The sequence below is a fragment of the Paenibacillus sp. FSL R10-2748 genome, from assembly GCF_038005565.1.
GTDB lineage: Bacteria > Bacillota > Bacilli > Paenibacillales > Paenibacillaceae > Paenibacillus > Paenibacillus polymyxa_B.
The window spans coordinates 1,013,366-1,038,792 of record NZ_JBBOTK010000001.1 but is presented as its reverse complement, the minus strand read 5'-3'; the positions used below and the strand labels follow the sequence as shown (position 1 = coordinate 1,038,792).

Here is a 25,427-nt window from a genome sequence, read left to right as displayed (position 1 = left end):
TTAAATACAAGTGGTTTCGGCACTCTGCTGAAGCCATTTTCTTCTATTTATATGTTCACATCTGAGAGGAGCGACAAACTTGGAATACAAATATGAGCTGGTCCAGGCAGACAATCATTTTCCGTTAAAAATTATATTTCATTCCTCAAATGAACCAGCGTACATACCTGGGCATTGGCACGACAGCATCGAAATATCCTATGTGCTTTCAGGAAGAATCGACCATATCTACATCGATGGCGCGAGTTATAGCTCCAAAGAAGGAGATATTTTGCTCATTAATTCGAATGCCATTCATTCCTTTTCTGTAGCTAAGGGAAAAGGGAGAGAGGCTATAACGGTTCTGATTCCTTCTGAATTTATTAGAGCAAATGTTAACGGCAGTGACCCGATTTCATTTGACTGCGTATCCATTTTTGAAACTAACGAGCAGAGATTACTGCATTTTGCGGAGCTGCGTGATTTGTTAAACACCTTATTTGTGGCTTATCTCAACCGGCATAATGACCCTTTAGCGCATATCCATTTAACGTCATTATCTTATAAACTGGTGTATCTGTTATTAATGCATTTTAAAATGGATCATGAATCTATCCGTGGCTTTAACTCCGATAAATATTTGGAGCGGCTGACGTTGATAACCGATTATATCAAAAAGAATTACGATCAAAGCTTATCCTTGGATTCGATAGCTCAGGTTTTTGGGTTGTCTCCCGAATATTTGTCCCGGTTTTTTGTGAAGCATGTAGGGATGACCTTATTTCAATATATCAATGCCATCCGTCTGGAGAGATCTTTTCGAGCTCTCATGAATACGGATCATTCCATCATACAAATTGCGCTGGAGCACGGATTTCCGAACGAGAAGTCTTTTGCCAGGGTATTTAAAAAGGTTTATCAGGCAACACCGCATCAATATCGAAAAGAGAACAAGGGGTATTCTGGAGCAAGGAGTCAGTAATTGACCTGAATTAGGCTAATAAAAGACAGGATACAAATAAAAAAATCATTAAAATAAATAATGTAAGCGTTTTATTAATGGACCCGGGAGGTAAGACATCATGTTTAAACAGTTTCAAAAGGCTGCTAAAACAACTATGTTATTCACTTTAGCTATCGGTACGACCCTTGCTTTCAATTCCGGTACATGGGCCAAGGATGTAAAGATACAGCCCACCTCGTACCGGACGGTTGCGGAGGTTAAGGATTGGGGAGCAGCCATTACGAAGATCATTGTTAACCTGGGTAAGCCAGTACCTAAAGATGCGATAACAAAGGATACATTTAAGGTGCATGTGGGAAGAAGCGACAATAGGCTGGTAAATCCCTTTATTGAGAATGGCAACCGGAAAGTCACCAAGGCCTATGTATCGGACAAAAGTGGCAACCCTGTAAATAAAACCGGAAGCTACGTTGTATTGGAAATGGAAATCGGCCCGGCCTTAACACTAAGCTCCGCTATTCATTATGATGCGGCAGGCTCTGGGTTTAATGCATGGAATGATAACAAATACACGATCACGCAGCAAAAAGTTATTAAAACCAAATCAGGAACGATTTCCGGCTTGAAGATCGATACTTCCGCAGGAGAGATACGGAAGCTGGTTGATCAATTTACAACTGGCAAAGCTACTTTTGACGGTGTTACTTTAACGTATGTGGACTACGCACCGGCACAAGACAAAGTGAAAAACCCTCTAGTGATCTGGCTGCACGGTATGGGTGAGGGAGGTACCGATCCGACGATTCCGATTTCCGGAAATAAAGCAGCGAATTTTGCTTCTAAGGATATCCAATCCTATTTTGGCGGGGCTTATGTGTTGGCACCTCAGACCCCAACCTACTGGATGGATGGCTTTACAGGCTTTGGGGACGGAACCTCCAAGTACGAGCAAGCATTGATGTCCTTAATTAAGGAGTACGTGGCCCAAAACAAAGACATTGATACAGATCGAATCTATATTGGCGGAGACTCCAACGGTGGTTACATGACTATGCTGATGATCCGTGATTATAAAGATTATTTTGCAGCAGCTGTGGTGGCCTGTGAAGCCTTAAAGGACAGCCTTATTACCGATGAACAAATAAACGAAATGAAGAACCTGCCGATCTGGTTTGTGGCTGCCAAAACCGACACCGTAGTACCGCCCAACGATTATGCGATTCCGACCTACAACCGTTTAGTGAATGCCGGAGCAAAGGATGTTCATATGTCGTTATTTGATAACGTAGTGGATACCTCTGGTTTGTACAAGAAGAGCGACCAAACACCGTATGAATACAACGGCCACTGGTCCTGGATTTACGTGTATAACAACGAAGTATCGAAGGTGATTGACGGAAAGAAAACAACCATGATGCAATGGCTGGCCTCCAAAACATTGGACTGAAAGGTATAGCTAGCAAATGAAAATAGCAATATGATGTAATAGGCTTCTTTAAAGTTCAATGAAAAACTATTGAAAAATAGATTATGCTTTTGGGAAGCCAGCTTTACCGTACATTCTCTGAGTCATTCGTTAACAACACGTTATCGCTCGGCATTATCAGTTCCTTATTGGGTTTTCGCAAAATCCTCATGTATAAAACTCCGTCAACAAATAATTGACGGAGTTTAATTGTTCTCTTTCACTTATTCACTTCAATCAGCCCATCCGGTTTTTCCCGATTAGAGAGTAATTCGGATACCGTAACGAAGGTGTATCCTCTCTTCTTGAGCTCGGGTAGAATAATTTTCAAGGCTTCAACGGTTTGTGTACTTTGATGTACATAATCGTGCATGAGGACAATGTCGCCGTTACGGGCGTTGCGAAGGACTTTATTAGCGATGCGATGCACACCAGGTTTTCGCCAATCTAAGGTGTCCTGATGCCAGGACCATAAAATAATTTTCAGCCCTTTCTCCTTGGAGAGCTTAACCAGCGAATCGGTATAGGAGCCGCCGGGTGGCCTAAAAAGATGGGTTCCCGTACCAGTTGCCTGAACGATGCTCGCCTGAGCTTGATCCAATTCGGACAGAGCTTTGTTGCGGGAAATGTACTGAAAGGATGAGTGAAGAAAGGTATGGTTGCCAACTTCATGCCCTTCTTCTCGTTCCCGTTTGACAAGGTGAGGCAGCTTTTCGACACGACTGCCGACGACAAAAAAGGTCGCTTTAGCATCATATTCTTTAAGCAAATCCAAAATGGCAGGCGTGTTGCTTTCGTCAGGTCCGTCATCGAATGTGAGAGCGATAAGCTTACGATGGGTAGGAACTTCCCATACAATGTCGCCCCGTTCTTCGTAATAGGCCCTTCCCTTTGTAGGAGCAGGGGAGGCGTATGATGTGGCTTGTGCATTGGTAGATGGAGTGGGGCAAGAGCTGATACACAGTAAAGAAACAGCGATTCCAGCGCACAGCAAACGGTTATATTTCATAAGGCTTCTTCTCCGTTCTAACGTATTCTCACATTAGCTTGCCAAGAAGAAGCATATACCATTCCTCGTTTCTGAAATTCATCCATTCCAATCACTTAAAATTAGATCTAATTGCTTCTTCAGCAAGGCGCAGATTACGGAGTTATGCTCAAAAAGAGTGATAGCTTGCTTGTTGATAACATCCTGTACCCATGATAAGTTGTACATATCCATCCTTGGTTTCAATGTGCAGTTGAGGTAGGTCATTGTCCAGTTCGTGAGAGTCTTAATCTAACGAAAAATGAAGAGGTCGACGGGACAAGCCGCAAAAGCTGATCTGAGGTCAAGGAGCTGCGACTCGTTCCTGAACTTCGAACAGGAGATGAGACGGGATGAAAACAAATGAAAAAGAGTTGCGAGCTATTAGTCTGACGTTAGAAGCGGGCGAACACATCCGATCATATATGGGGTGTACGTATGATTTGAAACAGAGCTCCCAGAAGATATCGCTTCATGGAATGCTGGCAGTGACGTCCGAACGAATCATCTTTTATTCCTGCACTATGGGTACTCCTTGGGTCAAGTTCATCAATTATCACCATATTTCACTGGCTAAGCTAGATAAGGATTTGTCGGATTCTAGGGGGAACATCACGCTGATCAATCAGGGTGTGAACGAGGTGTTCACCCACCTGCCGAGTGGAGATTGTATAGAGGGCTTTGTAGCTGTACTAGAGCAAGAAGCAGGTATCTCTTGTGAGAACTAATGATTATGGAAAACAAATAACTAAAACCTCCAACTTCGTAATGTGCCAAGAAGGCTCCTTACAGAATTTGGAGGTTTTTTTGTCTTTTAATTAGAGAGAGATATGGATCGAGCGCTAACTCAATAGGGTTATAACCAATAAATTATATAATACCAGCGGCAGAATGACATTGTTGTAGGCATAGGAGCGATCAGGGGTTGTGGTGCCTGAGAAGGGTGAGTGATATTGCTGAGGGACCCTCAGATACAAATGATCCGCATCGATGTGCACAATCGTTCCTTCATATACTTGATGATCCATCGTTTGGACCCTGACCGTGTGATTCATGTAGGGGCTTAATTGATAATGCAAATGATCGCGGATATTTTTGAGTTCGGCCTGTAACTCCGGTCTAGCTTGATATAAAGTTTGCGGACTGACGGTGTTGTACGGCATTCGCCTCTAACCTCCATACCATGTAATGATGCATCGTATGCAGGAGTCTATGTCTTTGTGCTCATACCTATAGAGAGTTGCTTTTACAAAAAGAAAAAACATTAACATTTTACTCCAGCCCACTTGACGTTCCCTTTACATCGAAACGATACACTTACTGAGGTTGGTTTGAAAAGAAAGGGGCGATCCGTTTTGGGTGAGCTTAACAAATCTATGGGACTGGGGACGAGGAGTCAGCAACAGACTTCGTCTAAAGCCCGCATACGCACGGGTTCGCTAAAAATTCAAAGACTGCGCGAAAACGCGCTGGCTTATACCTTTTTGGCTCCATCGCTTATTTTGTTTGCTGTATTTATGTTTTATCCGATGATCAAGTCCGTTTATCTCAGCTTGCATTCTACAGATCCCGCAGGAAACGTTGCAGCTTATGTGGGATTAGATAATTTCACTACACTTTTCAGCTCGGGACTGTTTCTGCAAGGGATTAAGGTGACACTCCTGTTTGCACTGCTAACAGTACCAGTAGGTATTTTATTGGCGCTGGTACTGGCTGCACTTACACACAGTAAATTACGGGGAATGCGTATCTTCCAGTTTGCCTTTTCGCTGCCGATGGTGTTGTCGGTCGGTTCATCTGCGGTCATTTGGAAATTTCTTTTTCATCCGACACTGGGGATGTTCAACTATGTGCTTTCCCTGCTACATATCAATCCGGTTCCATGGCTGACCAGCCCGGATTGGGCGCTGTTCTCAGTAGCCATGATGACCATCTGGATGAATCTAGGCTTCAATTACATTATCTTATCAAGCGGACTTCAAGGGATTCCAGATGACATGTATGAAAGTGCCAAAATGGACGGAGCTGGCCCGCTCGTCACGTTCTGGCGTATCTCCATGCCACTGTTATCACCGACGATCTTTTTTGTAACAGTAGTTTCCATCATTGGAGCCTTCCAGTCTTTTGCTCAAATTAACATTTTGACCAAAGGCGGCCCGGTGAACAGTACGAATGTATTCGTGTATTCCATCTATCAGGAAGCTTTCGTTAATTTCCGGTTTGGAACGGGGAGCGCGCAGGCGATTGTCTTGTTTGCTGTCATTCTGCTGCTCACGATGATTCAGTTCAAATGGGTGGAAAGAAAGGTGCATTACCAATGAAAAGACACCTGAATTCAACATTGCTGTATGTGCTGCTTACGATTGCAGCTGCTCTCATTTTGTATCCGGTTATATATACGTTTTTTATGGCAGTCATGTCGCCGGAGGAAGCAAGCGCTTATCCACCAAGCTTTCTTCCACATTCTTTTCATATGGCGAATTTCACTGAAGTGTTTGAAATTGTACCGATTGCAGCCTTTATTGGAAATACATTTCTCATTTCGGTTCTAACCATGATTGGGCAGCTGATTACAGCCAGCTTGGCGGCCTACGCCTTTGCCAAAATGGAATTCAAGGGGAAAAACTTCATTTTCAGCATGTTTGTAGCGACGATGATGATCCCTTGGGAAGTGACCATTATTCCAAACTACCTGACGGTACGAAGCTGGAACTGGCTTGATACGTATCAAGGATTGACGGTCCCTTTTCTGGCGACGGCATTCGGGACATTCCTATTAAGGCAATTTTTTCTCCAGCTTCCCAAGGAACTGTTTGAGGCGGCTCGTATGGATGGGTGCGGGCATATCCGTTACTTTCTGTTCCATGTGCTTCCGTTATCGCGCCCTGCGCTCGGAACACTGGCTGTGTATTCGTTCCTGAATATGTACAATTCGTACCTCTGGCCTTTACTGATCACCAATAGCGAGAATATGCGTACGGTACAAATCGGAATATCCATGCTCGAATTTCAGGAATCGACTTCATGGAATCTGGTATTTGCGGGTACGGCCCTAGTCATTTTACCGTCTCTGCTTCTGCTGATCTTTGGACTAAAACAGTTGGTTCGTGGAATGGCAGCGGGTGCGCTTAAAGGCTAAGCACATATGTCAAATGAAAAGCAACACCTGCGCAAGCAGCCCATATACAGAGCTTCAACACACAAGAATACGCAAGAGAATGCCAATTCAAGAATCATTTAATCAAAGGGAGAGAAGAGAGATTATGGGATTTTTTCGTCTGAAAAGTGCATTGACCCTGCTTATTCTGACTGCCATGGTGGTTGCAGCAGGTTGTAGCAATAATACTGCTGCAGAGAAGCCGAGTAATGGTAGTGATGGGGGAGCAGCGGCTTCTCCAGTGAAGCTGACTTGGTGGCATTCGATGTCCGGTAACGGTGAAAAAGCAATCAAGCAGATCGCTGCTGACTTTAACGCCAGTCATAAGGACATTCAGGTAGAGCCAGTATATCAAGGCAAATATGATGACAGCTTGAACAAGCTGAAAGCGTCGCTTGGATCCAATAGCGGACCGGACATCATTCAGGTATACGAAATCGGCAGTAAATTTATGATCGACTCCAAAATGATCACACCCGTACAACAATTTATTGATGCAGATAAGTTTGATCTGTCGCAGCTAGAGCCGAATATTACACGATACTACACGATTGATGGTAAATTGAACGCCATGCCGTTCAATACGTCAAACCCGATTTTATATTACAACAAGGACGCATTCAAAGCCGCAGGACTTGATCCAGCTAATCCTCCGAAAACGTATGATGAGTTCGAAAAGGCTGCAAAAGCCTTGAGCAAGGATGGTAAATCCGGTGCTTCCATTGCCATCTACGGCTGGTTCATGGAGCAACTGTTTGCCAATCAGAACGCGGATTATGTGAATAATGGCAATGGTCGTGATCAAGCGGCAACGGAATCCATGCTGAATTCTGATGCCGGTGTAAAAACGCTGACGTGGTGGAAGAAAATGATCGATGAAAAGGTTGTATCCAATCTGGGACGTAACTCGGACGATACGGCAAAGGCTTTTTCCGCAGGACAAATTGCGATGACGCTGGATTCCACCGCTTCGCTGCGTAATATTGTGGAGCAGGTTGGCGATAAATTTGAAGTAGGCACAGGATTCCTGCCAAGATCCAATGAAGCTAAAGAAGGCGGCGTGGTTGTAGGCGGCGCAAGCTTGTACATCATGAACAACAAGCCCGAAGCTCAGCAGAAGGCAGCATGGGAGTTCATTAAATTCGTCGCTTCCCCAGCTGTACAGGCACAATGGAGTGTAAATACCGGGTACTTCCCGATCACGAAAGCAGCCTATAACGAGAAGGTACTCAAAGATAATATGGTAAAATATCCGCAATTCCAGACGGCGGTTGACCAATTGCACGCATCGGCACAATCCACCGCTACACAGGGCGCGGTGATGGGCGTATTTCCAGAAGCGCGTCAAATCGTAGAAGGTGCAATTGAGGCCGTGCTGAGTGGCCAGCAACAGCCAAAACAGGCATTGGATCAAGCTGCACAAGAAATTACAGGCAAAATTGCTCAATACAATCAAACCGTAAAAAAATAGTCGGCCTTCCCTTAAAATCGGTTGATAATCTGTAGAATGGCCCCCTTATCATCCGATTTTATGACATAACGGATCGAATGAGTGACCCCCTCACTTATTCGATCCGTTTTTGCATTTTCATTTTTAGAATGAGTGTTTAGACGAAATGTCTAAAATGAATTATTTTCATTTTTCCTATTGCTGGATAACTAAAAATGGGCTTATAATAAATACATAATTTTTGTACTGGACGGTCAGTTCAAAAAAGGAGGAAGCATGAAACAGCAGACAAAGGAAATTATTTTTAACGGCGCACTCAAAGCTTTTTCCGAACGAGGCTTTAATGAAACAAATATGGAGGAAATCGCCAAGGTATGCGGCATAGCCAAGGGCACCCTGTATTACAATTTTAAAAACAAGCAAGATTTGTACATTTACATTTTGAAGATGGGGATGGAGCGTTTTGTCCGGGATATCCATGAAGCAATGGCTCATACTCCTAAAGATCAGGTGGAGCTTAGGGTTCGTAAGCTGATCCAAGTACATATTGAGTTTATTGTGAGAGAGCCGGACTTTTGCCGTCTATTGGTCAGTAAGGGCTGGGTTTCACAAGAGCAGCATTTTAATATTAGGCAGGTGCTGGCTGATTATTTTGATTTTATGGAGGCAGAGATCGATTCCGGTAAGTTATATGGGAAAATTTCAAGTAAGCTGGATGCCAAAACAACAGCCAATTGCTTATTTGGGATTTACATTTTCGCTCCGATGCGGTCTATGGTTTGGGGCGAAACGATGAATCTGCAAGAGGTTCGAGAAAGTATTGAAGTATTTGTGTGTAATGCATTGGGCATGCAACATTAATAGACAGATGGAGTGATGAGAACATGAAAGCTAAAAAATATACGATTTACGTCGTACTTATTATTTTAATCGCGGTTGGAATATATGCCTTGACTGCTTTTCCACGGGGTGGAAGCAGCTTGTCTGCGGATCAGTCTTCTTCCATTCCTACGGCTTATGTGGAGTCGGATACCCTCAATGCCAGCTTTAAAATGGCAGGACGGATTGACCAGATGCTCGTCAAAGAAGGCGATCAGGTTAAAAAGGGGCAGGTGTTAGCCCATCTGGAAAGTCGCGAGTTGGAAGATAAGGTGAAGCAGGCACAGGCGGCGTTGCTGGCAGCCAAGAGTAATGTATCCAAAGCAAAAGCTGGAGTGTTGCAGGCTCAAGCAGGAGTAGGCCAGGCACAGGCCACTGTGAGTGCTGCTCAGGCCAAGAAAAGCCAAGGTACGACATCGGTCAGTGTGACCGCAGAGGCTTCCTCCAGCCAGATCGAACAGGCCAAAGCGGCTGCGAACGCCGCCAAGGCAAAACTGGATGCCCTCAAGAGCGGGGCAAGACCGCAGGAGCTTGAGCAATTACAAGTATCTGTGAAGATAGCCAAGGAAACGCTGGACCTGACCGTTAAAAATTTGGAGCGTGCCAAAAAGCTTCAAGAAGCCGGAGCAGCAACCCAGGCATCTTTGGATCAAGCGACATTGGAACATCAACAGGCAGTGGCCAAATATAATGCAGAGTCGCAAAAATTGGATATGGCACGGGAGGGAAGCCGCAAGGAGGAAATTACGGCGGCTGAAGCTCAATACCGTCAAGCCTTGGCTGCGGTGAAGGAAGCACAGGCAGGAGCGGGCAAAGTTGCTGTGCAACAGGAAGACGTCAAAGCTGCTCAGGCTTCGGTAGAGCAAGCGCAATCCGCTGTGAAGGCGGCGCAATCCACAGTTGAGCAGGCACAATCTGCGGTTGCAGGTGCCAATGCTCAGGTAGCCCAAGCGGAAGCCGCGCTTCAAGAGGCTCAGACCTATTTGAGCTACACTACGCTATATGCGTCAGAAGATGGAATCATAAAATCCAAGTCGCTTAGCTTAGGTGAAATGGCTAGCGCAGGATTCCCGGTCTATACCATTGAAACTTCGACACAACGTTGGGCTAAATTCTATGTACCTGAAACGTCTCTGAACGGTCTTCAAGCAGGGGATACAGTCCAAATTAAATTGCTGTCTGGCGGTAAGGAGCTGAAGGGTAAAGTCATTCTGTTAGAATCGGCTGCGGACTTTGCCATTCAAAAACCGAGCCAAAGCTCCGGTGACAAGGATGTCCGTTCCTTCGGTGTTAAAGTAGCATTGCCAGACCTTGCTGCTTCGGTTCCAACAGGCTCCACGGTTCTGTTTACAGGCAAAGGGGCGCAGTAATATGCAGGATTCACAGGAAAGACTTCGTATCCGCGATGTGTTTCGCGAGGAATGGCTGAGCATCTTCCGGGACCGCCGCTTTATGGCTATTCTGCTGATTACGCCGATTGTGTATACGATACTATTTGGCTTCCTGTATTCACATCAGCGGATTACCGAGATGCCTGTCACAGTGTACGACGGAGATAATTCGCAGCTCAGTCGCCAGATCATTCAGGCGTTTGATTCGACCGATTCATTTGCCGTTACACGGCAAGCGACCAATCAGGAAGATGTTGTCCGTCAGGTAGAGACCGGGGAAGCTAAGGTCGGAATCGTCATTCCCGACAACTTTACGACTCGGCTTAAGCATGGGGAAAATCCACCCGTGCTCACGCTGATTGACGGCAGTAATATGATGTATTCCAACAGCGCCAGTCGGATTGCGAATCAGGTTATTAGCAGTGTGAGTGCCGGAGTATCGGTCAATTCCATGAAGCAAAAGGGAATGAACTCCGATCAGGCTGCCGCGACGCTGACTACCATCCCGTTCCGGTCCAGAGTGTTGTTTAACCCGGTATATGATTATAAACTTTTCATGCCATTAGGGGTTATTTCTGCGGCTCTCCAGCAGTGTTTGCTGCTTGGTATTGCGTTGTCTTGCACGCGTGATAAGGAAGCAGGGACTTGGGGGAGATTTGGTGCATGGAGAAATACCCCTTGGCGTATGGCTATTGCCAAACTGGCACCGTATTATGCAGCGGGAGCTTTCAATGTGCTGACTGTATTCAGTATCAGCGCTTTATGCTTCGATATTCCGTTTAGGGGACAGGTATTACCGTTGATTTTAGTGTCGCTGGCCTTTAACTTTGCACTGTGCGGGTTAGGATTCCTATTCAGTCTCTTTTCCAAGACTAGAGTGGATGCGACCCAAACCCTGATGTTGATTGCTGTTCCTTCCTTTATGCTATCAGGCTATACGTGGCCATTAGAGGCAATGCCCGGCTTCTTGCGGGGGCTTGCTGAAATATTGCCACTGACGTATTACCTGGATGCTGTACGGAATATCACGCTCAAAGGACTGGATATCACATACATCTTCAAAGATATGATTGCCTTGGGCGTCATTGGTTGTGTGAGTCTGCTGGTGTCCTTCGCGATCTATCCGTTATTCTTTAGACAGCACCAGACGACAGGGCAGCATGCCGATGTGCCCGCTCAAGAAGGATTCACGCTAAAAGGCTGAGAGCAACTTTAAATATGGATATCATAAAAAGGCAGATCAGGATTAAATCCTGATCTGCCTTTCGCTTATTCGTATGGTTTAAAAGTGGAAAAAATATTATTGCGGCGGCTTAAGATCCTCGATAGAATCAATCGGCACATAGGATGGAACGACAAGCCCGGACATAACGCCAGTCATGCTGGTTCCGATGTCATCCACCTTATCCTTGTATTGAGCCCAATAATCAGCATGCGTCAATGGAAGCCAAGCGGCAGCAGTAGCATCTACACTTCCGCCGGCCACGCCAGTCCACATTGGGCCGATTTCCACTTGCAGGGCTGTTACTTTATAGCCCAATTTTTGTTCCAATACATATTTCAATACGTTCGTACTGGCAATTTCAGAATCCCAAGCAGCGTAGCTCAGCTTCAAAGGATCACCGTTGACGGGCTGTAGGCCCTTGATCCATTCCTGAACCTTGTCAGGATGTTTATCAGCCCAGTTCTTGGCAGCCTGTTGTGGGGCAGTACCGTCCTGAATCGCGATCATCACTTCACCCATATCTTCAGCAGTCCACTTAAATCTGCTTAGAAATTCATAAGCCACTGGAGCATCCTGCTTCAAGCCTTTGCGGGCGATGGTATGAATTTCTTCCTTATCACCGTACGCTTTTTTAGGATCTTTCAAGTATTTTAAATCATATTTATTAAACATCCAGTGAGGAGTCCAACCTGTTACGACGATAGGCTGCTTGGCTTTGATAGCTTTATCCAGTGTAGCGGTCATAGCAGCTCCAGAGCTTTCAAGCAGCTTCCAGTCGGATAAGCCATAGTCATTCATAGCTTTAGCGGTCAGCTTCATTAGTCCGGCTCCAGGGTCGGTACCGACAATGCGGTAGCCGACCTCTTTGCCAAAGTCCCCAGTTGTGGCGGAAGCCGGAGCCGCTTCGGCTCCGTTATCCTGCAAATCAGTAATCGATTTAACATCCATGTAAGCTGGAACGACTAATCCGGTTTTAACACCACTCATATTAGCCCCAAGATCGTCGAGCTTATCCTTGTATTTAGCCCAGTAATCCGCGTGGGTTAACGGCAGCCATGCCGCAGGTGAAGCATCTACATCACCACTAGCGACACCCGTCCACATAGGACCTGCTTCCACTTGCAGTGCGGTTACTTTATAACCTAGTTTGTTTTCCAAAATATATTTCAGCAAATTCGTGCTGGCAATTTCAGAATCCCAAGCCACATAACTTAGCTTGAAGGTGTCACCATTGACAGGTTGCAGTCCTTGAGTCCATTCCTGAACCTTGTCGGCATGTTTCTCCGCCCAATCCTTGGCAGCTTGCTCAGGACTGGTTCCGGCTTGAATGGCGACCATCATTTCACCCATATCTTCTGGTGTCCATTTGAAACGTTTCAGAAACTCATAAGCGATAGGAGCATCCTGTTGCAATCCTTTACGGGCAATCGTATGAATACCCTCGGCTTCACCATAAGACTTCTTAGGGTCTTCCAAATATTTGAGATCATACTTGTTGAACATCCAGTGTGGAGTCCAACCTGTAATAATGATCGGTTTTTTCGCTTTAATGGCTTTGTCCAGTGTGGCCGTCATGGCTGCACCGGAACCTTCAACGAGCTTCCAATCAGACAAATTGTAGTCTTGAATTGCTTTGGCAGTCGATTTCATAATGCCTGCCCCGGCATCAATACCGATAATTTTGTAACCGACTTCTTCGCCAACCGGGTTGGCAGCAGCGTTACCTTTGCCAGATGCGGAATGATCCGTACCAACAAAATATTGAGATGCACCAGCGATCAAAATGACAGCTGTAACTGCAGAAGTAATCCATACTTTTTGCTTGCTGGATACGCGGCTTTTGCCTTTTTGCGTAGGTTTAAACAGGTTTTGCGTAAAACGGTCAAGCACAATAGCCAGAACGACAACAGCTAGGCCGGCTTCAAAACCTTTACCGATTTGCAGCTGTGTCACAGCACGGTACACAACAGCACCGATGCCTTCTGCACCGATCATGGAAGCAATAACAACCATGGACAGTGACAGCATAATCGTCTGGTTAATACCAGCCATTAAGGTAGGCAAAGCCAGTGGAAGCTGAACTTTGAACAGCTTTTGCGCAGATGTTGAACCGAAAGCGTCTGAGGCTTCGATCAGCTCACCCGATACTTGCATAATACCCAAGTTGGTCATACGAATGGTTGGGGGGATAGCAAAGATAACAGAAGCGATAACACCTGGTACAACACCTAGGCTGAAAAAGGTAACCGCTGGGAGCAAGTACACGAACGCAGGCATCGTCTGCATAAAATCAAGTAAAGGCGTGATAATGCGTGATGCGGATTTACTGTATGCACACCAGATCCCGATGGGAATCCCGATAACAATGGATACGAGCGCAGACGTGATGACCAGTCCCAGCGTATTCATTGTTTCACTCCAATAGCCGAGATTATCAATTAGCAGGAAGCCGATGACAGTAAACAGCGTAAGCTGAACCCGCCCGATCATAAAGGCGATAATCCCGATAATCACGATGAACACCAGAGGGTGCGGAAGCATGAACAGGCCTGAGAAAAAGCCTACTACAGCTTCTATAATGGAAGAAATAACATTAAACAATCCAGCCAGATGAATACCCATCCAGTCGACAATGGATTGAATCCACTCAGCGATTGGCAGTTTCGGTATCATGGGCATTCACCTCCTTCATAGTGGTAACATCTCCACCAAGTGCGCCGAGCAATGCTCCACGGACGATAACGCCCAGTAGCTTCTGCTTATCATCGACTACAGCCAGCGGCACTTTGGACGAGCTTGTAATTTCAAACAAATCATTAATGACAGTCTCGGCAGGAACCTGCGGTCCGTCAGTGATCAAAATATCTTCAATCTTCAAATTGTTGCGCAGTGCATGCACAGCATCCTCGGCGTTAATAACACCCAGTAGCTTTTTGGTGCGGTCAATGACGAACAAATTGGAAATCCCACGCTCCCGCATCAATTCCAGAGCCACACGCGGACCACGATCCATGGTAATGGTTTCTGGACGAAGCATGACATGAGCAGCCGTCAATACCTTGGACAGATCCACATCCTCGACGAAGCGGGCTACATAAGAGTTAGCCGGTTGGATCATAATTTCTTCCGGTGTACCGATTTGTACGACCGCACCGTCTCGCATCAATGCAATCCGGTCACCAATCCGCAACGCTTCATCCAGATCATGGGTGATAAACACAATTGTTTTCTTCATTTTATCTTGAAGCTCCAACAGCTCATCCTGCATGTCACGGCGAATAAGAGGGTCCAATGCACTGAACGCTTCATCCATCAGGAGCACTTCAGGGTCATTAGCCAGCGCCCGTGCCAGACCGACACGCTGCTGCATACCGCCACTCAATTCATCGGGCATTTTATCGCCCCAGTTTTTAAGACCAACCAGTTCCAGCGCTTGTTGCGCCTTTTCCTGACGCTGTGCTTTTTCTACCTTTTGAATTTCAAGACCATATTCTACATTCTCTAATACAGTCCGATGTGGGAACAGGGCGAATTTTTGAAAAACCATGCTGATGGTTTTACGACGAACTTCACGAAGTTGTTCTTTGTTCATCTTACGGAGATCTTTGCCGTGGACCAGAATTTCACCGGAGGTAGGCTCAATCAAGCGATTTAGCATTCGCACCAAAGTGGACTTGCCACTGCCCGATAGCCCCATAATTACGAAAATTTCACCTTGCTTAATTTCCATGTTGGCCTTATTGACACCAACAGTAATCTGTTTTTCTTTGGCCAACTTTTCCTTGCCCCAGCCTTGCTCCAGGAGCGGAACACCTTGCTCTGCGTGAGGACCAAAGAGTTTGCTGACATTTTTGACTTCCAAAATCGTCATACATACACCTCTTCTTTCTATACTTTGCTTGGTATTAACCCCATGTTGCATTAAGGATTGAGTATAAAAATCATAATTCTGAACATCCTGAACGGTTAATGACAAAATTAATTGTAACAGAAGCATTGCTTACATTTCAAACAAAAAAACTGTTCGTAAAGTACGTACAGAAAAAACCGTACAAAGTTTCCTTTGATATGCTCCTTCGTTCTATAGAATGCTCAAACATTCGGAACTTTACAACCGATAGTGCTTTTTTTAAAATAGACAATGAAATATAACCATAAGAAAAAGATTTATGTATATCCATAATTTTAAAAGTTTACTATCATTAGCAATTTTGCGAATTATGATTTTGAACGATCCATGCTGTTGTAATATGGACAGAAGCTTTGCTTTTGAAACATTTCATTTATATTGAAAGATTTCATACATTGCGTCAAAGCTAATCTTTTACGGGTAAATCGTTCATACTAAGTTGTGCAAAATGCTCTAAAATTAGGAGGTTGCAAGCATGAGCTTGTACCAGTTAGGTGATGAGCAGCAGGCTTCGCTGCAAAAAATTCGCAAACGTGTTATAGAAGCTATAGGTAAAAACATGGACCTGTATGGGATCACTTTGTCTGCGGGGCATTTATACGGTTTGCTTTTTTTTGCGGATAAACCGATGACGCTGGACGAGATGGGCCGTGAAATGGAAATGAGCAAAACGAGCATGAGTACAGGAGTTCGAACATTATTGGATCTGAAAATGGTAAATAAGGTATGGAGCAAGGGCTCACGCAAAGACTTGTATGAAGTCGAATATGACTGGCATCAAACATTCACTGACTTCTTCGCTATTAAATGGAGAAAAGCGGTAGAAACAAATTTACTGGTGCTGCGCAAAGCCATAGATGAGCTGGACAGATTGATGAATCAGGGTGAAGAGTACGAGGAATTTAAGGCGATTCTTCAGCAAGACCGATTGAAAATGAAGCAGGCCGTCGCTTATTATAAGTGGCTAGACCGACTAATTGACTCTATGGAAAGCGAAGAAATTTACAAGCTGATTCCCAAAGAAGAAGTTCGGGATTAATCGCTATTTCTCTATCTTGTTTATAAAAATGCCGGAGCGCAAAAGTGCTTCCGGTATTTTTTGGTTTGGCCGTGTGCAAAGGGTATAATAGAGATATGTAAAGATTGATATTATACCGTTGTGTTGAAGATACGAAATAAAGGAGGCTTCATGATGGAGAGTATTACAGTACATACTCGTTTAGGTCAATTACGTGGGGAAACGGGGAATGGATATCATGTATGGAAAGGTATCCCATATGCACAGCCTCCTGTTGGAAAACTACGTTTTCACGCGCCCCAGCCTTTGGAGTCTTGGGAGGGTGTACGGGCTGCGACGAGTTTTGGGCCAATCTGTCCGCAACCTATGCCATCCGCTGAAAGCATGACTGGAAATCTGGTGGAACCGCCTAAGCAGTCAGAGGATTGCTTATACCTGAACGTTTGGACACCTGCTTCGAAGGCACCTGAGAAGGGACGCCCAGTGATGGTGTGGATTCATGGCGGTGCCTTTGTCACGGGGTCCGGGATTATACCTTTATATGACGGGGAACGCATGGCGAAGAATGGCGATGTTGTGGTTGTTACGATCAATTATCGATTGGGGCCGTTAGGATTTTTGCATCTGACTCCAAAGGGAGACGGCCTGACCTCTAATGCGGGACTGCTGGATCAGATCGCTGCGCTGGAATGGGTTAGGGATCACATCTCTGCCTTTGGCGGTAACTCGGACGAAGTAACGGTGTTCGGTGAATCGGCAGGGGCGATGAGTATTGCCGCTTTATTGGCGATGCCAGCAGCTGAGGGACTGTTCCAGCGTGCGATTTTGCAGAGTGGTGCGTCGCAGGTATTGTCAACTTCACAGGCTGAACAAGTGACGGCTGTGTATCTGCAGCAGCTGGGTGTGGACACTCAGCATCCAGAACGGTTGTTTACGCTGCCGACAGATGCGCTGATGCTAGCCATGGCGAAGACGCATGAAGTCATCGGACCAGGGATGGCGATGATCTATCAACCTGTCGTGGACGGTGTGACCTTGCCAGATGTACCGCTGTCTGCAATCGCGCAAGGTTCAGCAAAGCAGGTATCCGTTTTGATTGGAACGAACTTGCATGAGGGGGCCTATTTCATCCGAAAAGAATCCCATCTAATGAACAAGTCAACAGCGAGTCAGGCATTGGAGATGATGACGGGCATGTCAGACATCGGCGACCTGATAGAACCATTTCCGGTTACGATTGAGGGACAGGCGCAAATGTTGACTGATCTATTTTTTTGGCGTCCTGCGTTGGCTCTTGCTGTTGCGCAGTCGGCGCATACGCCTGTATGGATGTATCGTTTTGATTGGACATTGCCGGGGCATCCTACCTTTGGACAAGCGGTTCACGGTGCCGAAATTGCGTTTGTTTTCGATAATCTGGAGCTGCTAGGTAAGCTTGGATTAGAGATTCAACCGTCGATGCAGAAGCTGGCTCAAGCTATGCAGCAGGCATGGGTTGCTTTTGCACGTGATGGGAAGCCTGTGCTGTCGGAGGGGGCTTGGCCAATGTACGACAGGGAAGAGCGGACTACAGCTATTTTCCATCAGGATATTAAGGTAGAGCACGACCCCGAAGGAGATAGACGCCGTCAGTTAATCGGTCAGATGACCATATAAGTAGACAAGAGAGAGCATCCTAAGAACTCTAATGTAAAAAGCCTTCGCCCGTAATTTGTATACGGACGAAGGCTTTTGTTAGTCATAAGATGTATTGCTGTTCATTCTTACTTGCATGAAATTGCAACGCTGCAATGTGTAAGTTAAATCTTAAATCGCTTAACCAGCTGTTGCAAATCCTGCGCCATGTTGGACAACTCCTGAGACGAAGATGCGATTTCCTCCATGGCCGCCATTTGCTCCTGAGCGGCAGCAGATGTTGTCTGCGAACTGTCCGCTGAATTGCGAGACAGACTTGCCAAATGGGTGACAGTAGCGGAAACTTCCTCTGTACTGGCTGAGATTTGTTCAGCTGCAGCGGATACACTTTGAATTTGTTCCACGATATGAGATGTAGAGCGTTCAATATTCGTAAATGCACCTTCTGCATCTTGGCTAATACGTAATCCTTCACCTACCTGGTTACGAACATTACCGTTCATGGTAGCGGTGGAGCGTTGAATCAAATCGAGCATCTGAGTAATGATCTGACTGATGGAATCCGCGCTTTCCTTGGATTGCTCAGACAGCTTGCGTACCTCTATAGCGACTACGGCAAATCCACGTCCGGCTTCGCCTGCTCTGGAAGCTTCAATAGACGCGTTCAGAGACAACAAATTGGTTTGCTTGGCAATAGCGGCAATAGCTGTATTCATCTGCTTCGCATCGTCCGAGAGCTGGGATAGCTCATCCATCAGGCTAGCTGTTTGGCTTACAGCTTCCAGAATACGGTCCATTTGTGTCCGCACATGGCTGATCATTTGACTGCCTTGAGCCACATCATGCTCGGTTTGTCCTGCTGAATCCACGATGGAGCTTGCCGATTCGGCAATGGTGCTGACACCCTTCGCCATTTCTTCAACGGCATTAGCGGTTTGCTCGGACGCCTCGGCGCTGGTGGCTGCATTTTCCGCGGATTCCATAACCGTTTCCGCTACGTGTTGTACGGACTCCGTCGTTTGCTCTGTGCTTTCCTTGATCATCAGAGAAGAGGAAGCAAGTCGGGAGGACGTTTGATTGACCTCGGAAACCATCGTATGCAAGGAATGCGTCATCTGGTCAAAATTCTGTGCCAGTTCGCCGAACTCATCCTTGCTGGATAGATTAACACGTTCGGTCAGATTTCCGTCACGGACGATGCGTGTTCCTGCTTGCAGCTTGCGCAGCGGAATTAAGAACGAGCGGACCATAAGCACAATGATGATTGCAGCGGCAAGTATGGAAATGACAATCACAATTAGGCTTTGCTTCAGAATCGGTTGGGCTGCATCACTGTAATCCTCCAGATCCGACAGTGCGACAATGCTCCAACCGGTGAGAGGGTCCTTAAGTGTAAAGGCCAGCATATCTCGATTCATAAATTGAATTTGCGACATGGAAGGAGTATCATTTTCGACGGTTGTCGCCACTTCGGGAAGTCCCTCTATGGCGTCAGCAGGTTTTTTGCCTGCCTTGTTAAAGGCTGTTCCAGTCCCAGATACAACTTTATGTTCAGAATCAACAATAATGAGTCCTCCGCGTTCACCAATCTTAACAGACTGCAGACTTTCACCCATTTTGTCCAGATTCAAAGCCAATGAAACAGCTCCTTCACCGTCCTCCAGCGTTCCCGATATATTAACGACTAAATTCCCTGTCGTGACGCTGGCAACTGGAACACCGACGAATACCTTTCCCTTTTCCAGCATTGCATTTTTGTACCATTTTCTCTCCCGGGGGTCATAATCGTCCTCCTGTTTTTTCGGCGAACGTATGTATTGCCCTTTCGCATTGCCGAGAAGCGCGGCATCTAGCTCGGGATGAGCCTTGACGATGACATCCAACTTTTTCTGAAGGGCCTCTTGGTTGGTACCAATGGAATCAGATTTGATTTCAGTGGTAAGCACGTCCAGGTCTTTCATAATGGGCGCTACATACTGATTGACATTGCTTCGGATCAGATACAGATTCGTGTATACGGAACCGCCCATTTGCTGACTGAGTTGTGTCGTAGCCCCCTGATAGGAAAAGTACCCGATAAGTACGCTCGGAATCAATAACACAGCCAAAAAAGATATTATTAATCTTGTCCTCATTAAATAAAACTGCTTGAGAAACCTGTTCCACCACGGAACTGTTTGTTTTGTTTTAGTCATAGTTATTGCTCCTCTGTGTCTGATGATCACTACATTGTTTTATTCGACATAAACCGACGAATTTTATAGATGTAATCTTTGAGAAACGAGGAATAATTGCATGTTTTAGACACTTTTTTCGGAAAATAGGTCTAAAGAACTATGATTTATATGAATACGAATACATAAAAAGCCAAATCAGAGATGCAAAAGCATCTACACAATTTGGCTTGGGTGAGTCATGTAAGGGACATTGAACTGTTAATTTTTTTGCTGACGTGAAATCATAAAGAGCGTAATCCAGATGAGCATAAAACCAGTCAATTGCGCTACAGTGACAATTTGCTGAAATGCGATCCAGTTAATCACGACACCAACCATGGGAAAGCTTAATTCTGCCATCGTAGCATAAGACGCTTTGGTCGTACTTAAGCCTTTGTAATACAGCAATAAGCTAAGAAGACCCGGAAGCAATGCCTGCAATAGCAGATTGATAATCACAGCTGCGCCCGCCCATGTACCGGCAGGCATATTCCATGGCGCATGCTCTACAGAGGTGAGGACAATCAGCAGAGGGAGCGCGACCATGAAGCGGAGGGAGGTTACCGTTTCATATTTCATTGAACGAAGCAAGTAACTTCCCATGACTGTCGAACCGCCCCACAGAACTGCTGCACCGAGTGCAAGTAGACTACCGACCTGGACAAAATCACGAACATGTCCGAAGGGGAGCGACCAACCGAAGGTCAGAAGATACGTCCCGAACAGAGCGACGACAATTAATAATCCAAAATGACGCGGCAACATTTCCTTCAAAATAATACGAGCTAGAATAATAGCGACCAAGGGTTGAAGCTTCTGGAGTAAGAGTACAGCATTCAAATCACCATTGCTGAGTGCCATGGTGAAAATTACGCTGGCCAGAGCCGAGCCACCCCACGAGACGAACAAAATAGCGAAAACTTGACGAAGCCGTACCGCTTTGAGCTCCTCACGATGCTTCCACAACATCGGTGTCAGAGCGAGGAAAAGCAGCACATGCTCCATTAGTACAATTTGTGTTGAAGTAAATGACTTTAACAAAATAATACGAAACAGCGGGTCTGCGCCCCACAAGGCCGCTCCAATTGCGACCAGCCAAAAACCGCTTTTCATGTGGGAGCTACGATCAAAACCTTTGGATGTTAGTACAGTAGAAGATTGACTCATACTCAATTAGCTCCTTGCGAATACAGGACCGGTGGCACAAAAACCCCCGTCCATGGCGAATGGCCATGCAAGACGGGGGTTGATCAAATAAACTTGCCGCTTTATGCAAGTTAAATGAAGTTACTGCAAAACCAATAACGCAGTATTCATCCACTTCGCGGCATGTTGATATTTCGATCTTCTTCCATCCGGACTTTACCGTCGGCTTTGGCATCTCACCAAATCAGTCCGTATCCTGTTGCCAGATACAGAGTCGCGGGCTTAGCTCCATGAGCCATACCGCCGGTTGGGAATCTCACCCTACCCCGAAGATCCTTATTCCGTTTTTAATTTCTCCTATAGGATATACCTGTTTTAGAATGAAGTCCAGTGAAAAATGTGTGTATATCGAACAATGATTTTCATCTGTTTTTTGAAAGCGCTCTACGAAATTACATATTACGAGGTAATATCCTTATACTCAATACGTCGAATTGCCGCATAAGCCACAAGCATTCCCAGTATAGAGAAGCCTATTTGCACGGGGGCAATGGAGCTAAGGGTAGCGCCGTTATTATTGGAGAAAAGCAATGCTACAATCAGGATTGAGGTCACAATGGTGGTGGGTACAGAGTATCTTCGCATCCCCATATACAGCGGAACCAGTCCCATAAAGCTGGCAGCAACGGCATTGATTAACGTCCGTGCTGATTGTTGCCCCAGTATGGAAAGAGTAAGGTTATCCGGTACAATCAAAACAAACTGGTTGAGCAGATGAATAGCAGCCGTAATGATTATTTCCGAAATAATAATGGACAAGAACGTGAACAGTAATACGACCAAGAGTTTGGCGATCATCAGCTTTTGACGATGAATCGGATACATGAACAAGATCGTAATCGATTTGGACTTAAATTCCCCGACGATAAAGCGGCATAGGAGAACGGAAGCAAACACAATAAATGTAGCTCTTACAAAATTGTCTATTAGATCCAATAGTTGAGTGTACTGTGTGAATTCAGGTATTCCTTCACTTTGACTTTCCAGCGCAATAACACAGAGCAGCCCAAGAATGCATGCATTGGCGATCAGGGCTGAACGGATATAACCCGTCAGATGGAATTTTTTCAGCTCCAACTGCATCAATTTAAGCATGGAGATCACCTCCGTTTAACAGGCGAAAAAAGTAGTCTTCCAGCGTGCTGCTTTTCTGATGAATGGAATCCACCTCTATATCATTTAAGATGAGCGTCTTCGTAATTTGTTTCTGCGGTACATTTGTATCGTAAATACGTATACTCTGTTCATTTATCACCTTTATATTATTCAGGCTCAAATGATGGGAGAGGACGTAGGCCGCCTTCTTACAATCGTTGGTCGTAAATTCGATGTATTCCGTATTGGTTTCCCGCACCTGCTCCATCGATACTTCCTCAATCAGTCGTCCGTGATTAATCACGCCTACCGTATCCGCAATCTGCTCTATTTCCGCTAAAATATGACTGGACACGAGCAGGGTCATCCCATATTCCTTGCATAACATGTGGAATAGTTGGCGGATTTCCTTGATTCCCACTGGGTCCAGACCATTAATGGGTTCATCCAAAATGAGTAGCTCTGGCTTAGTCGCAATAGCGCGGGCAATCCCGAGACGTTGTTTCATTCCTAGCGAAAAATCCTTTACCGGCTTGTCATCTGCATTTCGCAAATTCACTAATTCCAGGGCATCCTGAACAGCCTGCTTATTATAGTAGCCCATATATTCACAATGAAGTTCGAGATTTTGCTGTGCCGTCAGCCTGTCATAAAAAATCGGGTATTCAATAATTGAACCCATCCGTCCGAGCAGATGATACGACTTCGGCGTTAATTTTTCACCGAATAATTCAATTTCACCCGATGTCGGCTTGAGCAGATTCGTAATCATTTTCATTATCGTCGTCTTGCCTGCCCCGTTAGGACCGAGAAATCCATAGGTTTCTCCCTTGCGCACATTCATACTGACTCCCGCTACAAGTTCGTTGCCCTTCAGGGCCTTGGTCAACTGATGTGTACGTATTACGTAAGTCATGGGTGTTCTCCCTTCGTATACTGCTGATAATTCAAGGATAAAGGGCAAAATGTTCATTTTTCTTTCGTGATTCTTACAAATTTATTAAGTTGAGCATGTTGAGTTCGATTAATAATTGATTTTCTTCAATGTAAAAGAGAAGACTGTCCGCTCATAAGGTCTACTAGTCAATTGAATTTCACCGTTCATCGTTTCAACCAGGCGTTTGGCAATCGTAAGGCCCAGCCCGCTGCCTTGTACCGCCTTATTGCGGGAGTCCTCCAGTGTGTACATGCGTTCAAAAACTTTATCTTGCTCAGATTCCTGTATGCCTTTGCCACGATCCCATACCTCTATACGCACCGTATCCTGCTGTTCCGATAGAGCCAGACCTAGCGTCCGTCCATCTGCCCCGTAGCGAATGGCATTCGAGATCAGATTGTTCAGCACCCGCGCAATCGCTCCTTCGTTCCCCAAGGCATGAATGGGGTGCTCTGGGATCTCAATATGCACAGTAAACCCCTGTGCGGTCAGCAGGTCATAAAACTCCAAAATACTGCGTCTGCACAGTTCTCCCACTTCTAGTCGAGTCAACGGAATATCCGTATCATTAGCCTCCAGCTTCGCCAAGCTAAAAAAGCTGCCGATCAGCTCAATCGCCTCGCTTGTCTTTTGATGAATTTTGGATAGCAGCTTTATACGTTCTTCTGGCAAAATAGTCGGATCGCCATCCAGCATCTCGGCATATCCAAGCACAACCGTAAGCGGGGTCTTGAGATCGTGGGAAATGTTCGAAATCATTTTGCGCATAGCGATTTGGCTACGGTTGTAATCTGCAGACACTCTGAGATTCAAGTCCAGTAGTCGGTTAATTTCCGTCATGAGTCGTTGCAGTTCAACGTCACCTGTGACATATAGCAGCTTTTCCGCATGATTCACCGTCACAATCCGCTCTAGTAGGGTTCGGATATCCTTTATTTTGCGCTTATAGGCCACACGCTCCCGCCAAAGCCATACTATAACGATTGACATGATGAGAACGATAATCCATTGAGAAATGTTTTCGATGTTCATATCAACCATTCTCCCATTTGTAGCCAATGCCCCATAGCGTTTTAATGTGGACAGGATGAGAGGGATCTTCTTCGATTTTCTCACGCAGGCGGCGAATATGAACGTTAATCACGTTCTCATCACCCATATAATCGTCTTTCCAAATAAATCCGTATAATTGTGCTTTTGTAAATACCCGATTCGGATTGGCTACAAACAGCTTCAAAATATCGGACTCTTTGGCTGTTAGCTGAATTTCATTTTCATTGCGTATGACTGTAAAATGATCAAAATCAATGCGCAGACTGCCGTAGGTCAAAACTTGTGCTTGCGGCTGTTCCTCCTGCTGTTGCTGACGGGCATATGTAGTAGATCTGCGGATCGCGGACTGAATACGAGCGGTCATTTCCAGCATTGAAAAAGGTTTGGCAACATAATCGTCTGCCCCAAAGCCCAGTCCAAGCGCTTTATCCACATCGCTGTCCTTGGCTGACATAATCAGAATAGGTACGGCGCTGTGGGTACGGATTCGGCGGATCACCTCCATACCGTCCACCTTCGGCATCATCAAATCCACCAGTACCAGATCATAGGTATGACGTTCAAAGGCAAGAAGCCCCTCTTCCCCGTCATAGGCAGTGGTTAGACTGTATCCTTCCTTAGTGAGTGCTTTGAGTAGCATTTCGGCGATGGATAGATCGTCTTCAATAAGTAAAATATGTTGTGACATAGGTGTGGAACACCCCTAATTTTTAGATTAAGCTCGCGTGACGAACTGTACCTGAATTATATAGAGCAGTGGAGGGGATTTCCATAAAAAATATCCAAAGGGAAAATTAATGTGTCTGGTAATATATCATTC

The 25,427-nt window shown here is 45.5% G+C and carries 21 protein-coding genes and 1 riboswitch; of the genes, 11 read left to right on the top strand and 10 right to left on the bottom strand.

Annotated elements, in window-relative coordinates:
- Window positions 1–79: 79 nt before the first annotated feature.
- Together NSS66_RS04940 and NSS66_RS04935 are read left to right on the top strand one after the other, a co-directional pair.
- Window positions 80–961, top strand: coding sequence for an AraC family transcriptional regulator (locus NSS66_RS04940; protein WP_340958519.1), 882 nt, complete (start codon window positions 80–82; stop codon window positions 959–961).
- Window positions 962–1,061: 100 nt separating this feature from the next.
- On the top strand, window positions 1,062–2,390 hold the full coding sequence (locus NSS66_RS04935) for a prolyl oligopeptidase family serine peptidase (protein ID WP_068939838.1): 1,329 nt from the start codon (window positions 1,062–1,064) through the stop codon (window positions 2,388–2,390).
- Window positions 2,391–2,628: 238 nt separating this feature from the next.
- On the opposite strand, the gene NSS66_RS04930 is transcribed toward NSS66_RS04935, so the two are convergent.
- A complete protein-coding gene (locus NSS66_RS04930; protein WP_023987570.1) occupies window positions 2,629–3,417 on the bottom strand; it encodes a polysaccharide deacetylase family protein in 789 nt (262 codons plus the stop codon).
- Window positions 3,418–3,788: 371 nt separating this feature from the next.
- Here NSS66_RS04930 and NSS66_RS04925 point away from each other — a divergent pair, with 371 nt between their 5' ends.
- Window positions 3,789–4,163, top strand: coding sequence for a PH domain-containing protein (locus NSS66_RS04925; RefSeq protein ID WP_023987571.1), 375 nt, complete (start codon window positions 3,789–3,791; stop codon window positions 4,161–4,163).
- A 114-nt stretch (window positions 4,164–4,277) separates the two neighbouring features.
- Here NSS66_RS04925 and NSS66_RS04920 read toward each other — a convergent pair whose 3' ends face one another.
- A complete protein-coding gene (locus NSS66_RS04920; RefSeq protein WP_023987572.1) occupies window positions 4,278–4,598 on the bottom strand; it encodes a hypothetical protein in 321 nt (106 codons plus the stop codon).
- A 192-nt stretch (window positions 4,599–4,790) separates the two neighbouring features.
- Here NSS66_RS04920 and NSS66_RS04915 point away from each other — a divergent pair, with 192 nt between their 5' ends.
- The 6 genes from NSS66_RS04915 to NSS66_RS04890 all read left to right on the top strand — a co-directional run bounded on the left by NSS66_RS04915 (window position 4,791) and on the right by NSS66_RS04890 (window position 11,516).
- On the top strand, window positions 4,791–5,756 hold the full coding sequence (locus NSS66_RS04915) for a carbohydrate ABC transporter permease (RefSeq protein WP_023987573.1): 966 nt from the start codon (window positions 4,791–4,793) through the stop codon (window positions 5,754–5,756).
- Entirely contained in the window at window positions 5,753–6,574 is an 822-nt protein-coding gene (locus NSS66_RS04910) for a carbohydrate ABC transporter permease (protein WP_340958518.1), read from the top strand. The genes NSS66_RS04915 and NSS66_RS04910 overlap by 4 nt, the downstream gene beginning before the upstream one ends.
- A 124-nt stretch (window positions 6,575–6,698) precedes the next feature.
- Entirely contained in the window at window positions 6,699–8,063 is a 1,365-nt protein-coding gene (locus NSS66_RS04905; protein WP_340958517.1) for an ABC transporter substrate-binding protein, read from the top strand.
- A gap of 255 nt (window positions 8,064–8,318) precedes the next feature.
- A complete protein-coding gene (locus tag NSS66_RS04900; protein WP_023987576.1) occupies window positions 8,319–8,903 on the top strand; it encodes a TetR/AcrR family transcriptional regulator in 585 nt (194 codons plus the stop codon).
- Window positions 8,904–8,926: 23 nt separating this feature from the next.
- Entirely contained in the window at window positions 8,927–10,291 is a 1,365-nt protein-coding gene (locus tag NSS66_RS04895; RefSeq protein ID WP_023987577.1) for an HlyD family secretion protein, read from the top strand.
- 1 nt (window position 10,292) lies between these two features.
- The gene (locus NSS66_RS04890; RefSeq protein ID WP_023987578.1) at window positions 10,293–11,516 is read left to right on the top strand and encodes an ABC transporter permease; all 1,224 of its coding nucleotides are present in this window, start codon (window positions 10,293–10,295) and stop codon (window positions 11,514–11,516) included.
- A 96-nt stretch (window positions 11,517–11,612) separates the two neighbouring features.
- Here NSS66_RS04890 and NSS66_RS04885 read toward each other — a convergent pair whose 3' ends face one another.
- Window positions 11,613–14,210: a glycine betaine ABC transporter substrate-binding protein gene (locus NSS66_RS04885; protein ID WP_023987579.1), complete on the bottom strand. Its 2,598-nt coding sequence runs from the start codon at window positions 14,208–14,210 to the stop codon at window positions 11,613–11,615.
- Entirely contained in the window at window positions 14,185–15,408 is a 1,224-nt protein-coding gene (locus NSS66_RS04880) for a quaternary amine ABC transporter ATP-binding protein (RefSeq protein ID WP_028543061.1), read from the bottom strand. Before NSS66_RS04880 ends, NSS66_RS04885 begins: the two co-directional genes overlap by 26 nt.
- Window positions 15,409–15,922: 514 nt before the next feature.
- Between NSS66_RS04880 and NSS66_RS04875 the strand changes: the two genes are divergently transcribed.
- Complete coding sequence (locus NSS66_RS04875; RefSeq protein WP_023987581.1) at window positions 15,923–16,486, top strand: GbsR/MarR family transcriptional regulator; 564 nt, start codon at window positions 15,923–15,925, stop codon at window positions 16,484–16,486.
- A gap of 153 nt (window positions 16,487–16,639) precedes the next feature.
- Window positions 16,640–18,121 carry a carboxylesterase/lipase family protein gene (locus NSS66_RS04870; RefSeq protein WP_340958597.1) on the top strand — a complete coding sequence of 494 codons (1,482 nt, stop codon included), beginning with the start codon at window positions 16,640–16,642 and terminating at the stop codon, window positions 18,119–18,121.
- 143 nt (window positions 18,122–18,264) lie between these two features.
- On the opposite strand, the gene NSS66_RS04865 is transcribed toward NSS66_RS04870, so the two are convergent.
- From NSS66_RS04865 to NSS66_RS04840, 6 genes are all read right to left on the bottom strand, one after another.
- Entirely contained in the window at window positions 18,265–20,295 is a 2,031-nt protein-coding gene (locus tag NSS66_RS04865) for a methyl-accepting chemotaxis protein (protein ID WP_053324890.1), read from the bottom strand.
- A gap of 240 nt (window positions 20,296–20,535) precedes the next feature.
- Window positions 20,536–21,483: a DMT family transporter gene (locus NSS66_RS04860; RefSeq protein WP_023987584.1), complete on the bottom strand. Its 948-nt coding sequence runs from the start codon at window positions 21,481–21,483 to the stop codon at window positions 20,536–20,538.
- A 172-nt stretch (window positions 21,484–21,655) separates the two neighbouring features.
- Window positions 21,656–21,800: riboswitch (FMN riboswitch) on the bottom strand.
- A 121-nt stretch (window positions 21,801–21,921) separates the two neighbouring features.
- A complete protein-coding gene (locus NSS66_RS04855) occupies window positions 21,922–22,617 on the bottom strand; it encodes an ABC transporter permease (RefSeq protein ID WP_069080825.1) in 696 nt (231 codons plus the stop codon).
- The gene (locus tag NSS66_RS04850; protein ID WP_340958516.1) at window positions 22,610–23,533 is read right to left on the bottom strand and encodes an ABC transporter ATP-binding protein; all 924 of its coding nucleotides are present in this window, start codon (window positions 23,531–23,533) and stop codon (window positions 22,610–22,612) included. Before NSS66_RS04850 ends, NSS66_RS04855 begins: the two co-directional genes overlap by 8 nt.
- Before the next feature lie 108 nt (window positions 23,534–23,641).
- Entirely contained in the window at window positions 23,642–24,586 is a 945-nt protein-coding gene (locus NSS66_RS04845; RefSeq protein WP_076158200.1) for a sensor histidine kinase, read from the bottom strand.
- A 1-nt stretch (window position 24,587) separates the two neighbouring features.
- Window positions 24,588–25,295, bottom strand: coding sequence for a response regulator transcription factor (locus NSS66_RS04840; RefSeq protein ID WP_023987588.1), 708 nt, complete (start codon window positions 25,293–25,295; stop codon window positions 24,588–24,590).
- Window positions 25,296–25,427 lie beyond the last annotated feature (132 nt).